We start from the raw sequence: 14890 nt of genomic DNA, 5'->3' as shown, positions 1-14890 counted from the left end.
ATTAAAACAGCCCAGGTTGTACTCCGCCTTTGAGCCTTCCCAAGTGTTTATAGGCCAAATCAGTTACTTCACGACCACGTGGCGTTCGCATGATAAAACCTTGTTGTATTAAAAAGGGTTCATATACTTCTTCAATAGTTTCGGCACTTTCAGAAACTGCCGTAGCCAGCGTAGTTATACCAACAGGGCCTCCTTTAAATTTATCTATGATTGTAGTTAGAATCTTATTATCCATCTCGTCCAGACCATGCGCATCAACATTCAATGCTTTTAGACTGAACTTTGAGATTTCCATATCAATACTACCATTCCCTTTTATCTGAGCAAAATCACGCACTCTTCTCAATAGGGCATTACAGATTCTAGGTGTTCCCCTACTCCTGCCTGCAATCTCAATTGCGGCATCTTGGGTAATTGCCACTTTTAAAATTTCTGCACTACGCTCAACAATTGTTGAAAGCAACTCTGTAGAATAGTATTGTAAACGGCTCTGAATACCAAAACGTGCACGCATGGGTGCTGTTAACAACCCTGATCTAGTGGTAGCCCCTATTAGCGTAAACGGATTCAAATTTATCTGTACAGATCGGGCATTAGGACCCGACTCAATCATAATATCAATTTTATAATCTTCCATTGCAGAATACAGGTACTCCTCTACAATTGGACTTAACCGATGGATTTCATCAATAAAAAGGACATCTCGCTCATCTAAATTGGTAAGCAGACCAGCAAGATCGCCCGGTTTGTCTAAAACTGGACCAGAAGTAATTTTGATCCCCACTCCCAATTCACTCGCCAGAATATGTGCCAAAGTGGTTTTACCTAAACCTGGAGGGCCATGAAACAAGGTGTGATCTAGCGCTTCTCCCCTTTGGTTGGCCGCTTCCACAAAAACCTTTAAATTCTCCAACACTTGCTCTTGGCCCGTAAAGTCATCAAAACTTATGGGGCGTAAAGCTCTTTCTATATCAAATTCCTCAGGGGTGAAATTATCTCCCTCGGCGTCTAAGTACTCGTTCATATCAAAACAAAGATAGCAGAAAAAGAAACAAGCCCACTATACTTCATGACCCTAATCTATCGTTTCCTATATAGCAAGAAACCTAGTTTTTGTGAAAATAATTTTCGTAATTTCATTCCATGCAAGACTCCACTTACGCTTCAGAAATACTTCAATACATTCCTTTTTTCTACGTCATCTGGTCGGACGACCTGCTTACGGCATCAGAAATCAATGTAGTACAAAATGCTATAGATGCAGACAAAACCCTATCTGAGAAAAATAGGATACAGTTACTTGCATGGCTAGATACCAGTAACCCGCCTCCCAATTCGGAACTAAAAAAATGGAAACAGACGATTTCTAACTCGGCAGTAAAATTGGTTGAAAGTGAAACGTACCCTTTAGCTACTTTCAGTCAAAAAGTAGTTTCCCACTATAAAGGCGACTGTCCATTTAACGAACAATTAAAACATATTGAAATACAGTTAGGCATTCAACCTAACCACTACAACCATCTCTTTGATGTGGAAGTAGCCCATGAAGCTACCTCCGATTTTTATAATGCAAATGAAATTGATACTATTTTAAAAGGAAAGCATGCCAAAGTCATTGATGATTTTAGAGAGGTGCTTGCAAACCCTATTTTTAAATGGGACGTTCATAGAAACAAAGAAGACTTTAGAGAGGTTGTTCTGAACCAAGTAAAGTTTTTAGCAGATAGAGGCTATGGTGCCATGGCATACCCAGAAGCTTACGGCGGAGCCAATGATATGGAAGGCTATGCCTATATGTTCGAGAATATGATGTTTGCCGATGGTAGCCTATCAATAAAATTCGGTGTTCAATTTGGACTCTTTGGCGGAAGCATACAAAAATTAGGAACAAAAAAACACCACGACCAGTATTTATCAAAAACAGGCAAGACAGAAATCTTGGGCTGCTTTGCCATGACCGAAACAGGCCACGGTTCCAATGTGCGTGGCATTAAAACAACTGCCACTTACGACAACAAGACAAACCAAATCGTTATTCATACCCCATAAAAAACGACAACAAAGAATATATTGGCAATGCATTACATTCCAAGATGGCCTCCGTATTCGCCCAACTTATTGTTAACGGAAAAAACGAAGGCGTACACGCTATTCTCGTTCCACTCAGAAATGAGAAACATGAGCTTTTGCCCGGTGTAATCGTGGAAGACAATGGCTACAAATTGGGTCTTAACGGAGTTGATAATGGTAAAATATGGTTTAACCAAGTAGCTGTACCTAGAGAAAATTTATTGAATAAATATGGGGACATCAAAGAAGATGGCACCTACTATTCGGACATAAAAAACCCTAACAAGCGTTTCTTTACCATGTTGGGAACTTTGGTAGGCGGAAGAATTTGTGTAGCAAGAGCAGGCCTAGGAGGCACTAAATTCGCTTTAGCCGTTGCTATTAAACACGCATTAAAGCGAAGACAGTTTAATGACAGCATAAAAGTGCAAGAAGACCTTTTAATGGACTACCCTACTCATCAATTGCGTCTCACACCTTTAGTAGCGAGTGCCTATGTGTACCATGTTACTCTTGACAAGATGATGCAACAGTATTGTGACCCATCCCAACCAGATAAGCGTAAAGTAGAAACTCAGGTAGCTGGATTAAAGTCGATAATTACTTGGTACGCGAACGACACTATTCAAGAATGTCGTGAAGCCTGTGGCGGAAAAGGGTATCTATTAGAAAACCGAATAGCAGACCTAAAAGGAGATGTAGATATCTTTACCACTTTTGAAGGTGATAATACCGTATTGCTATTATTGGCTGCCAAAGGGGTTCTATCTGACTTTAAATCGGAATTTAATAGCGCTGGGTTCTCTGCTGTTTTGAAAATACTAGGTATACAAATAAATGATAAGTTAACGACCATTAACCCTATCTACACAAATAAGATAGACAAGGACCATTTGTACAATCCTAAATTTCATAAACATGCTTTTGATTATCATACGAGACGCCTCACCTATTCATTGGCAATGCGCATTAGAGATTATATAAAAAAGGGAGTGCCGTCATACCAAGCCTTTTTAAAAGTACAAAGTCATTTAGTTGCCTTAGGAAAAGCTTATAGTAACGACTTGGCCTATACTACATATTGTGACTTTGTAGAAACCATAGAAGATGATAAGAATCGTGCTTTGTTCCAGAAGTTGGGTACACTTCATGCATTACGTACCATACGACAAGATGCAGAGTGGTATCTAGAACAAGGTTATATTGGCGGAACCAAATCAAAGGCAATACGCCAACGCGTAGAACGCTTATGCACCGAGCTAAGACCTCATATTGAAGTCTTAGTAGATGGCTTTGGTATTCCTGAGCACTGCATGAGTGCGCCTATTGCAAAGTAGAGTATAAATTGTTCTACTATTTTTCTTTAAGCAATGAAGAGGTATCTAGAAAATCTATTATCTCTACCTTGCCTTCACCATATAAGTGCGTTTTAGCGCTACCGCTAGAAGTAAGTTGTAAGGTTTTGGTTGGACGAACATCTGCATCGGCAGATTCTTCTATAGTAAGGTAAATAGCTTCCGCTTCTAGCTTTTCTCCTTTCATCTTTGAATTCTCTAAAAGATTGGCATATAATTCATAGGTAGTTCCTTCCAATATGGCCGTTGCATTTTTGTACATCTTAACATTACTCAAATCACTATTGGAAAATATTTTAACGTCTATTCTATCTTTAAGCACCAAATTGACTTCTTGCCCTTTTAAATTGAATTCACCTGAACTATTGCCTTCCATATTAATATTAAAGACTTCGGCATCTGCATTCAAGTTCAACTTAGATGATTCATGCATATCCACATAAAGATCTTTTGAAGTAATAGCTCCATCCATATCTATCTCACCATCATACATAGTAATAGATTCTAGATAAATATAATTAACGGTGATTTCTAACTTCTTCTTTCGTGTGATATTATAAAACGAACTGATTTGCAAAACACTATCCTCTACCTTAAATCTAAGAACATCAATAAGATTATCATCAGCAGTTATCGCTATCCCTTCTTCCGTTGAATCATGTAATATAATTTCAAGGTCATCCCGTAATTCAATAGCATGAAAAGGTGGCAATTCTTGATAAACATCTACTACTACTTTGTTACCCTTTATTTTTGGTTTGCGTTGAGAAAAGGCTTGAAACGAAATTAATAAAGCAAATAGAAAAACTGATATTCTCATGGTATAGTGTCTTTGTTACAAGTGGGTTAGGTTAATATCTTATAATCTGCGAATGTATCTTTTATTGTTCTTATCAGGAAAGGAACTGAAATAAATGTATCAAAAAAAATGCCTAACTATAAAAGTTAGGCATTTTTATTTGAGTTAATCTATAATTTAATGCTGAAGCTCTTCTTCATCTTTCTGTAATGGCACTGTCTGTGGAACAAAATCTTGTCCTGGAATGATATACTCATCATTCTCATCTACCTTGCTATAATCATAAGCCCAACGGTGAACTTCAGGAATAGCACCAAGGCCAGTTACCATGAATATGCTCTTGCGGTGTAGTCCATTCCAAAGTAGTTGCTTGCCATGGGTTTCTAGGTCCAACTTTACCGTAGAAAATACTTCTTACAAAGTTGAACACAAATATAAGTTGTGCACTTGCTGTAATGATTGCAAACACGGTCATCAATACCTGAATATCTGTCAATTCATCAAACATAGGGAAAGCTGTATTCTCATAGTAACGTCTTGGAACACCTGCCATACCTACAAAGTGCATTGGAAAGAATATACCATACGAACCAACAGCAGTAATCCAGAAATGGACATAGCCTAAGTTCTTGTTCATCATTTTACCTTCGAACATTATAGGGAACCAGTGGTAAATACCAGCAAACATACCGTATAGTGCAGATATACCCATTACCAAGTGGAAGTGAGCAATTACAAAATACGTATCATGAACATTAATATCCAATGTACTATCACCTAAAACAATACCTGTAAGCCCCCCAGTAATAAAGGTAGAAACCATACCAATTGAAAACAACATGGCCGGATTCAATTGTAGGTTACCTTTCCAAAGTGTAGTAATCCAGTTAAAGGCTTTTACTGCAGATGGTATAGCAATTAATAAAGTCGTAAATGTAAATACCGATCCTAAGAACGGGTTCATACCAGAGATAAACATATGGTGACCCCAAACGATAGTCGATAAGAAAGCAATTGCCAAAATAGAGGCAATCATTGCACGATATCCAAAAATAGGTTTTCTAGCATTTACCGCCATTACCTCAGATACAATACCCATTGCTGGTAAAATTACAATGTAAACCTCAGGGTGACCCAAGAACCAGAAAAGGTGTTCATATAACACAGGAGAACCACCTTGGTAATGTAAAACTTCACCTTGTATGAATATATCGGACAAGAAGAATGATGTACCAAAACTTCTATCCATTATCAACAATAATGCAGCTGATAATAATACAGGGAACGATATAATACCAATAATAGCTGTTACAAAAAATGCCCAAATAGTTAAAGGTAATCTTGTCATAGACATCCCCTTCGTACGAAGGTTAATTACCGTTACCACGTAATTCAAAGACCCTATAAGTGATGAAGCAATAAATATTGCCATTGCTACCAACCAAAGCGTCATACCCATACCAGAACCTTGGTTGAGCCATAGGTAAAGCACTTAATGGAGGATAAATTGTCCATCCTGCTGCAGCTGGTCCTGCTTCCAAAAATAAGGAAGATAACATTATGATACATGAAACGAAAAACATCCAGAAGGACAACATGTTCATGAAACCTGATGCCATATCCCTGGCACCAATCTGTAACGGAATAAGCAAGTTACTAAACGTTCCACTTAAGCCCTGAGTTAATACAAAGAACACCATGATAGTACCATGTATGGTAACTAACGCTAAGTATACATCTGCATCCATAACACCTTCTGGTGCCCATTTCCCTAATAAAGCCTCAAAGACAGAAAAAGATTCTCCAGGCCAAGCCAATTGCATTCGAAACAAAAGAGACATTGCAATACCAATTGCCCCCATAACGAATACACCAAGAATCAAATATTGTTTAGAGATCATTTTATGATCTTGACTAAATATATATTTGGTTACAAAGGTTTGTTTGTGGTGATGCTCGTGATCGTCATGTGCATGATCATCAACCTGTGCATTTGCAGTAACAGACATATTTGTTATTCTTTAATTTTAAAATTTTCTTTCAAAGCTCTTCCCGACAACCTATTACTAATACGTTAGTGCGTATTAATTAACAGCAGTAGCGGACTCAATATTATTGAATTCATCTGTTGATGCCTGACCCATCACACTCTGCCCAAAGGTTTTCTGTTCAGCTATCCAAGCATCATACTCCTCTTGCGTCTCAACAATAATTTTCATTTGCATGTTATAGTGAGACTTTCCACATATTTTATTACAAAGCAAGATATAATCAAATTCCCAAGGGTCAGAATTATCCTCCCCCTTAGAAGCTCTTTCAGCTCTGATTATATTCGTACGTTTTACCTTATCCGCTACATCTGGATTTTGCCTCATCTCTTCTGTAGTATATATAGGTGTAAAAGAAAATTGCGTAATCATACTAGGAACACAATTCATCTGCGCTCTAAAATGAGGCATATATGCAGAGTGCAATACGTCTTGAGAACGCATTTTAAAGTTTACTTTTCTACCTACCGGTAAATGAAGTTCTTTTACAATAATATCGTCAGCAGCATACGTATCAGATTCATCTAAACCAAGAACATTGGCTTTGTCAATATCAATCATTCTAACGTTAGCTTTACCAAGGACATTATCTTCGCCGCCATATCTAGCAGTCCAGTTAAATTGCTGTGCATAAAGCTCTACAATTAAAGGATCATCGTCATCGTTAATATCCATTATAGTAGTCCACGTATACAATCCCCAAAGAATAAGACCAGATAAAACAATGACCGGAATAATAGTCCATATAAATTCTAAACGATCACTATCTGCAAAGAAAAGAGCTCTTTTACCCTTTACCCCACGATACTTGTAACCAAAATAATGTAATAATCCCTGCGTAAGTGTTTGAACCATAAAAATGATTACGAAAGACACCAACATTAGTGAATCATATTCGGCACCATGTGCAGAACCTGCTTCAGGAAGCAAGAATTTAGAATATTTCCAGAAACTGAAAATTGTAATTCCGTAGATGAAGATAAGAAATGCAAACAGAAGGTATCCGTTCGTCTTGTTATCCGAATCGTTGGCTATTTGAGAATTTTCGGCCTTGAGCTGCGACAATTCGAAAATCTTCGTCATCTGCCAAATCGCTATCGCCACAAGGGCCAAAACCACTAAAGTCAATAATGTAGTCATCGTATGTTCTACTATTATACGTTAAAAATACTAATAATGAAAATGTCTGCTTTCCTCAATAAACGGATTACGTTTAGGCTGTAAAGGCGCAGTTGTCAAAGCACGGAACACCCAGAAAATAAATAAGCCTGCAAAGAAAAGTACAGCTCCTATTTCAGGAATACCTATAAACCATTGGTCACCTACAGTTGATGGCATAATCATATTGAAAATGTCCATGTAATGCCCTCCAAGAATAACAACACCTGCCATGATAACAAACCAGTTAAGACGCTTATAATCGCTATTCATTAAAAGTAATACAGGGAACAAAAAGTTCATTGCAATCATCCCAAAGAACGGCAATCTATAATCTTCTATTCTTGTTATGAAATATGTAATCTCTTCAGGAATGTTAGAATACCAAATCAACATGAATTGCGAAAACCAAAGGTACGTCCAAAAAATACTGATACCGAACATGAATTTAGCTAAATCATGTATATGACTATCATTTACATCTGGCAAATATCCTCTAGACTTTAAGTATATAGTTACCATAGCTATTACAGTAATACCAGATACAAACATACTAGCAAAAACGTACCATCCGAATAGTGTACTGAACCAGTGAGGATCAACACTCATAATCCAGTCCCAAGACATAATTGATTCTGAAATCAGATAAAAAACTAAAAAAGCTGCAGATATTCTGAAGTTTAATTTAAAACTAGAATTATCATCGGATTCATCTTGTTTCAATGATAATTTCCTAGAGTATTCTCTATAAAATATCCATCCTCCCAAAAATATAGCTGCACGAATCAAAAAGAATGTAGGGTTTAAGTAACCTGATTTCCCTTGCAAAAGGTGATCATTTGCAACAACATCAGCATCAGCCCATACAAAAAGGTGATTCATGTGAAACATAGATAAGGCTAATATCACGAATACAATAATACCACATAAGGTACCAAATAAGACGTTATACCTTCCATTACTCTAAAAAGCAAAGGAGACCAACCCGCTTGGGCGGCCCTCTGTATGGCATAAAAAGCCAATACACCTAAAGCAATCATAAAGAAAAAGAATGCCGCAACATATAATGCTGCCCATGGCTTGTTCTGTAATTGATGTAAAAGGTGTTCATCGTGAGAAGAATCATGAGACCCTCCATGTGCTTCGGCAGCTTCTCCGTGAGCTTCCGTAGAAACTTCATGAGCGGTTACCTGATGCGCATCAACTGCACCATGTGCATCTCCGTGCCCATCACCATGACTGGCAACTATAGCTTTTGCCTCCTCGACTGTACTAGGTGCCGATATGAATCCGATAGCAATACCTAGTATCCCAAGAGCCATTAAAATAAAGGAACCGATCTTTAATTTGTTTGAAAACGTATACATATCCCTTTTCTAAGTATTATTTAGTTAAGTCTTGTTTCAATTTCATCACGTACTCTGAAACTTGCCACATCTCTTTTGTATTCATCTGAGACGCATAGGAGCCCATGGAGTTCAATCCGTAATGAATAGTATGGTAAGTAGTACCAATTGTAATATTCCTAGCTGGATCCGAATATTTTGGAACTCCCAAAATCTTCTCTCTCTTAACTAGTGTACCTTGCCCATCTCCCTTATCACCGTGACAAATAGCACAATATATGGTATACAACTGACCACCAACGGCCAAATCCTCCTCCATATTCAATGAATCTAAAGGACTTTTTTGAATTCTTGCCAACTCTTTACCTTCAGGTGTGTTCTCATACCTATAAGGTATCCATCCACGTGAAATTGTATTTGCTGGCGGAGCCATAGCCTCTTGACGATTTGGAAGGAAGTCTACCTCTCCGTAGGCCTCGTAACCAACCGGCTCGTACATGTTAGGCATATATTGATAGTTGGGACTGTTCTTATCGGCGCAAGCCGTAACACACAGTAGCAACCCAAAAACGATTCCTATTTTGCTAAAACTGTTCATATTTAATGACTGGTTTTTTCAACTATGTTTATCTCTACTGCCCCTGTATCCAACAACAGATCCTTCAATTCTTTCTCATTGTCATGAATATCAATTTCCATTAAAAAATGGTCATCAGTAGTACGGACATCTGGATTTTCAGCTTCTTTAAAAGGCCATAAACGACTTCTCATATAAAAGGTTATAACCATCAAGTGAGCTGCAAAGAAAACCGTAAGCTCGAACATAATTGGAACGAAAGAAGGCATATTCTCTATATAACTAAAACTTGGCTTACCACCAATGTCCTGAGGCCAATCTTCTATCATGATATAATTCATCATAAGAGTAGCTACAGAAAGACCAATACAGCCGTAAATGAACGATGTAATGGCAATACGAGTCGGAGCCAGACCCATTGCTTTGTCCAAACCATGAACAGGAAATGGACAATATACTTCTTCGATGTGATGCTTGGCTGCTTTTACCCTTTTAACGGCAAGCATTAGGACGTCATCATCATCATAATATGCATGTATCGCTTTAGATGCCATAGCTATTGTTTCTTATTGTTTAATAATCTTGCTTGACCTGCCCAATCATCTCTTTGTGCCCTACTCTGGGAACGATTCCGTAATTGAATCTAACAAATCATACTCTTTATTGGTCATTCTACCTACTTGGGCAAAAGTGAAAATTCCAATTCCATTAAGAGTTGCTTCCATCTGCGGTCCAACACCTTTGATTTCTTTAAGGTTATCTGCCGTCTCTTTAGTAGCATCAAATTTACCAATGGTACTTAAAAGCTCCGATACACTTTCACTAGTATCTTGCTGAGGAACAACTTCACCCATCAAAACATCATCAGTAATAACTTCTTCTTTAGCAGCCGTATCAGTTAATTTAGTAATCTGATATAGTGGCTGACCTGCATCTCTCAATTTCTTATACTTGCTTCCTGATGATTTCAGGATAGACTTAACCTCTGCTTGAGCAATTACTGGGAATGTTCTAGCGTATAATAAGAACAACACAAAGAAGAACCCAATAGTACCTACAAAAATACCTATATCTACAAACGTTGGAGAGAACATAGTCCATGAAGACGGAAGGTAATCACGGTGAAGCGAAGTAACAATAATTACAAAACGCTCAAACCACATACCTATGTTCACTACAATAGATATTGCAAATGAGAACATGATACTTGTACGCAATTTTTTAAACCACATAAACTGTGGAGAGAAAACATTACAAGTCATCATTGACCAATAAGCCCACCAGTAAGGTCCAGTTGCTCTGTTCAAGAATGCATATTGCTCATATTCAACACCAGAATACCACGCCATAAACAGCTCTGTGATGTAAGCACACCCTACAATAGAACCTGTTAACATGATAACGATGTTCATTAACTCAATATGCTGAACAGTAATATAATCCTCTAAGTGACATACTTTACGCATGATAATCAAAAGGGTGTTCACCATTGCGAATCCAGAGAAAATTGCACCTGCAACAAAGTAAGGTGGGAATATTGTTGTATGCCATCCTGGGATTACTGCCGTTGCAAAGTCAAAAGATACAATGGTATGCACAGAAAGTACAAGTGGTGTAGCTAAACCGGCCAAAACCAATGATACTTCTTCAAAACGTTGCCAATCTTTAGCTCTACCACTCCATCCAAAACTTAAAAGACCATATATCTTCTTTTGAAAAGGAAGTACCGCTCTATCACGAATCATAGCAAAATCTGGAAGCAAACCTGTCCACCAGAAAACTAATGATACAGATAGGTATGTTGAAATTGCAAATACATCCCAAAGTAACGGTGAGTTAAAGTTTACCCATAGCGAACCAAATTGGTTAGGAATAGGTAATACCCAGTACGCCAACCAAGGACGACCCATGTGAATAATTGGGAAAAGACCCGCCTGTACAACAGAGAAAATAGTCATTGCCTCTGCTGAACGGTTAATAGCCATTCTCCATTTTTGACGGAACAATAATAGTACCGCGGATATTAAGGTACCCGCGTGACCGATACCTACCCACCAAACAAAGTTAGTAATATCCCAAGCCCAGTTAACGGTCTTGTTCAAACCCCATGTTCCAATACCGGTAGAGACTGTATAAATAATACAACCAACACCCCAAAGAAATGCCACTAAGGCAATGGAAAACACAATCCACCAATGCTTATTGGCCCTACCCTCAACCGGAGCGGCTATATCCACACTAACATCGTGGTAGCCTTTATCCCCGACAACTAAGGGCTTTCGTATAGGTGCTTCGTAATGCGACGCCATATAATTCTATTATAGTTGTTTACTTAAATACGGTTTTATGCTTCGATCGTGTTCCTTACCTTAACATGATAGAACACATTTGGCTTGGTTCCTACATGCTCCAACAAATGGTACATACGGTTACTCTCTACCAATTCGGAAACTTCACTTTCCTTATCATTAACATCTCCAAAGACTATAGCCCCTGTACTACATGCAGAAGAACACGCTGTCTGAAACTCTTCATCTTTAACAAGACGTCCATCTTTTTTAGCATCTAAGATAGACTTTTGAGTCTTCTGAATACACATAGAACATTTTTCTATAACCCCTCTTGAACGAACGTTTACGTCAGGATTCAACACCATCTTGCCCAAGTCATTGTTCATGTGGTAATCAAACTCGTCATTGTTGTTATACAAGAACCAGTTAAACCTACGCACTTTGTACGGACAGTTGTTAGCACAGTATCTTGTACCTACACAACGGTTATACGCCATATGGTTCTGACCTTGACGGCTATGTGATGTTGCCGCAACCGGACAAACTGTTTCACATGGTGCGTGATTACAATGCTGACACATTACAGGCTGAAAAGCAACTTGAGGATTAGCTGCTGGATGCTCCAACTCACCAAAACCACTTAAAGAACCTTTCTCACCAGTTAAGCCATCAAATTCATCCTTCTTGATATTATCACCTTCAAAAGTATCTTCTGAAGAATAATATCTATCGATACGCAACCAGTGCATATCCCTACTCTTTCTAACTTCTTCTTTACCTACTACCGGTACGTTGTTCTCAGCATGACATGCAATAACACAAGCACCACAACCGGTACAAGCGTTTAAGTCTATTGACATGTTAAAGTGATGACCTATAGTACGATCAAAACTATCCCATAAATCTACAGAAGTAGCAGGTACTTCTTGATGATCCAATGAAACCATTGGCACTTCATTCCACTCAGAATGATCTTTTGTATTGAAAATCTCTAAGGTAGTCTCCTTAATTATATCTCCTCTACCCATTAAAGTTTTATGCAACTGAATACATGCAAACTCATGCATTCCAGAAGCCTTCTCTATAGTAGCAGCTTGCACACTATTAAAGTCTTGATATAAAGGATAAGCATTTACACCAGTCTGCATTTCAGTTTTCATACCCACTTTTCTTCCGTAACCGAAAGAAAGACCGATAGAACCAATTGCCTGACCTTGGCTGGATGATTACAGGAATATTATTTACTACAATACCATTTACAGTAACGTTGGCATAACTACCATCCAAACCACCGTTAGCTACATGCTCATTTACAAAACCTAAACGCTCTGCATCTGCCTTAGAAACGGTAACATAGTTATCCCAAGATACTCTAGTAATAGGATCAGGGAATTCTTGTAACCAAGGGTTATTTGCTTGTTGTCCAGCTCCCATACCCGTTTTAGAGTACAAAGTAAGCTCAACACCGCCACCACTTGTAGCGTTTACCAAACTATTAATTGCCGTTGCAATAGGAATTCCCGCTTGCGCAACTACTTCCTCTACAACATTAACGGCTTCTTTATCTACTTCAGCAGAAACCGTATTTTCAGGATCAGCATCAGCACTGGAAGCCAAAGTCATACCTGCAGCAGAATAAACACCATCATGAAGTGCTTTGCTCCAATCGTTACCAGCCAAAATTGACTGATTCCAAGTTTCCTTTACGTATTCGTAGTAAGATTTATCACTACCCAACCAAGTTAATAAAGCTGTCTGAAACTGTCTTGTATCAAAAAGCTCTTTAATAGTAGGCTGCATTAAACTGTATTGCCCTTTCTTAATCTGAGTATCACCCCACGATTCCAAGAAATGATTAGCAGCTGCGGTATATTGAGCAACTTCTGTAGTTTCATTCCAGTTATTAGAAAACACCACAGAAAGACCTACTTTCTCAACACCCTCTTTAAAATCTGCTGAATTTGGCAACGTATACATAGGGTTAACACCATCTACTAGTAACGCGCCAACTTTGCCCGCTTTCATATCAGATATTAACTTCTGTACAGCTTTAACATTACCTTGCCTAACATAACGAGGAGAAGCAGCATCATATGCCTTACTTCCCAACATTTCATTTATTGCAAGCACAACCGTTTGGGCGTTTATATCATCTAGACCTGTAACAATTACAGCTCCACTTTTATTTTTTCGTATTTCAGCAGCAACGTCGTCAATGGTCTTTTGAACATTCTCAGAAAGTTCACCACCAACACTTGTTCCGTTTAACTTAGCATACAACTGAGCCAAAGCTATTTTCTGTTGCATTGGAGTTAAAGGCACACGCTTATCGGCATTTGCTCCACTCAAACTCATGTTCGCCTCAAACTGTACGTGACGAGACATTTTACCGTTCTTAGGAATCCTACCTTTTGCGTAACCACCGTCATAGCCACCTCCTTGCCAATCTCCTAAGAAATCCGCTCCGAAAGAAACTATAAGGTCAGCTTTTTCAAAATCATAATCTGCCAATGCACGCTCACCGTATTTTGCTTCATAAGCACTAGCGGCTGCATCTTCTGAAATAGCATCATAAACCACATGGTTTACATTACTATATTCAGCCTTTAAATCACCAATTAGTCTATCTGTAGAAGGACTAGCATAAGTTTGAGTCAACAATGCAATTTGCTGACCTGAGCCCTTAAGACTCCCTAGCTTTGCTTTTACTGCGGCATCTAAAACAGACCATTCAGTAGGCTCTCCATTTGCCATGGGACCCTGTAAGCGCGTACTATCATACAATGAAAGTACAGATGCCTGAACTCTAGCATTCGCAGAACCCGCTACCTTAGCATCTTTATTATTTTCAACCTTAATTGGACGACCTTCTCTTGTCTTTATAAGAATACTTGCAAAGTCAAAACCGTTTGCTATAGTAGTCGCATAAAAATTTGCAACACCAGGAATAATATTTTCTGGCTGAACAACATAAGGAATAGATTTATGCACAGGTCCTTCACAGGCAGCCAATGAAGCGGCTGCTGTACTAAAACCTACGTATTTGAGGAAATCTCTTCTGTTAGTAGATGTAGCGGATAGACTTTCTTTATCACCCAAAAAATCATCTACAGGAATCGGTTCAACAAATTCGTTCTGCTTTAGCGTCTCAACAATGGAATCGTTCGGATTTAATTCCGCCTCGTTCTTCCAATATTTTTTGTTTGATGCCATACGTTTTTATGTAATTAGCTACTTTCTAGTTCG

The 14890-nt window shown here is 38.4% G+C and carries 8 protein-coding genes and 3 pseudogenes; 2 read left to right on the top strand and 9 right to left on the bottom strand.

What is annotated here, in order from left to right:
- Nucleotide 1: 1 nt before the first annotated feature.
- Nucleotides 2-1024 carry a Holliday junction branch migration DNA helicase RuvB gene (gene ruvB / locus Q5W13_RS11810; RefSeq protein ID WP_155594800.1) on the bottom strand — a complete coding sequence of 341 codons (1023 nt, stop codon included), beginning with the start codon at nt 1022-1024 and terminating at the stop codon, nt 2-4.
- Nucleotides 1025-1143: 119 nt separating this feature from the next.
- On the opposite strand from ruvB, the gene Q5W13_RS11805 reads away from it, so the two are divergent.
- Nucleotides 1144-2049, top strand: a complete 906-nt coding sequence (locus Q5W13_RS11805; protein WP_304446422.1) for an acyl-CoA dehydrogenase family protein — start codon at nt 1144-1146, stop codon at nt 2047-2049.
- A 44-nt stretch (nt 2050-2093) separates the two neighbouring features.
- Nucleotides 2094-3407: an acyl-CoA dehydrogenase family protein gene (locus Q5W13_RS11800; RefSeq protein ID WP_304446421.1), complete on the top strand. Its 1314-nt coding sequence runs from the start codon at nt 2094-2096 to the stop codon at nt 3405-3407.
- A gap of 16 nt (nt 3408-3423) precedes the next feature.
- Here Q5W13_RS11800 and Q5W13_RS11795 read toward each other — a convergent pair whose 3' ends face one another.
- The 8 genes and pseudogenes from Q5W13_RS11795 to Q5W13_RS11760 form a co-directional block, all read right to left on the bottom strand.
- The gene (locus Q5W13_RS11795; RefSeq protein ID WP_155594805.1) at nt 3424-4245 is read right to left on the bottom strand and encodes a GIN domain-containing protein; all 822 of its coding nucleotides are present in this window, start codon (nt 4243-4245) and stop codon (nt 3424-3426) included.
- A 156-nt stretch (nt 4246-4401) separates the two neighbouring features.
- Nucleotides 4402-6233, bottom strand: a pseudogene (locus tag Q5W13_RS11790) (cytochrome c oxidase subunit I).
- A 75-nt stretch (nt 6234-6308) separates the two neighbouring features.
- Nucleotides 6309-7412 (bottom strand): cytochrome c oxidase subunit II, encoded by a 1104-nt coding sequence (locus Q5W13_RS11785; protein WP_304446420.1) that lies wholly within the window; start codon nt 7410-7412, stop codon nt 6309-6311.
- A 30-nt stretch (nt 7413-7442) separates the two neighbouring features.
- Nucleotides 7443-8797: pseudogene (locus Q5W13_RS11780) on the bottom strand (quinol:cytochrome C oxidoreductase).
- Nucleotides 8798-8813: 16 nt separating this feature from the next.
- The gene (locus tag Q5W13_RS11775) at nt 8814-9374 is read right to left on the bottom strand and encodes a c-type cytochrome (protein ID WP_304446419.1); all 561 of its coding nucleotides are present in this window, start codon (nt 9372-9374) and stop codon (nt 8814-8816) included.
- 2 nt (nt 9375-9376) lie between these two features.
- On the bottom strand, nt 9377-9907 hold the full coding sequence (locus Q5W13_RS11770; protein WP_155594810.1) for a DUF3341 domain-containing protein: 531 nt from the start codon (nt 9905-9907) through the stop codon (nt 9377-9379).
- A gap of 60 nt (nt 9908-9967) precedes the next feature.
- Complete coding sequence (gene nrfD, locus Q5W13_RS11765; RefSeq protein ID WP_438364186.1) at nt 9968-11662, bottom strand: NrfD/PsrC family molybdoenzyme membrane anchor subunit; 1695 nt, start codon at nt 11660-11662, stop codon at nt 9968-9970.
- Between the two features lie 35 nt (nt 11663-11697).
- A pseudogene (locus Q5W13_RS11760) lies at nt 11698-14857 on the bottom strand (TAT-variant-translocated molybdopterin oxidoreductase).
- Between the last annotated feature and the right edge of the window lie 33 nt (nt 14858-14890).

The organism is Zobellia laminariae (assembly GCF_030553095.1).
GTDB classification, from domain to species: Bacteria; Bacteroidota; Bacteroidia; order Flavobacteriales; family Flavobacteriaceae; genus Zobellia; species Zobellia laminariae.
The sequence above is the reverse complement of the archived record's forward strand: the minus strand, read 5'-3'. Positions and strand labels throughout refer to the sequence as shown.

What these genes read in the sequence shown, in the direction of transcription:
- ruvB (WP_155594800.1), bottom strand. Translation starts at nt 1,024, where the DNA reads ATGAACGAGTACTTAGACGCCGAGGGAGATAATTTCACCCCTGAGGAA.
- Q5W13_RS11805 (WP_304446422.1), top strand. Translation starts at nt 1,144, where the DNA reads ATGCAAGACTCCACTTACGCTTCAGAAATACTTCAATACATTCCTTTT.
- Q5W13_RS11800 (WP_304446421.1), top strand. Translation starts at nt 2,094, where the DNA reads ATGGCCTCCGTATTCGCCCAACTTATTGTTAACGGAAAAAACGAAGGC.
- Q5W13_RS11795 (WP_155594805.1), bottom strand. Translation starts at nt 4,245, where the DNA reads ATGAGAATATCAGTTTTTCTATTTGCTTTATTAATTTCGTTTCAAGCC.
- Q5W13_RS11785 (WP_304446420.1), bottom strand. Translation starts at nt 7,412, where the DNA reads ATGACTACATTATTGACTTTAGTGGTTTTGGCCCTTGTGGCGATAGCG.
- Q5W13_RS11775 (WP_304446419.1), bottom strand. Translation starts at nt 9,374, where the DNA reads ATGAACAGTTTTAGCAAAATAGGAATCGTTTTTGGGTTGCTACTGTGT.
- Q5W13_RS11770 (WP_155594810.1), bottom strand. Translation starts at nt 9,907, where the DNA reads ATGGCATCTAAAGCGATACATGCATATTATGATGATGATGACGTCCTA.
- nrfD (WP_438364186.1), bottom strand. Translation starts at nt 11,662, where the DNA reads ATGGCGTCGCATTACGAAGCACCTATACGAAAGCCCTTAGTTGTCGGG.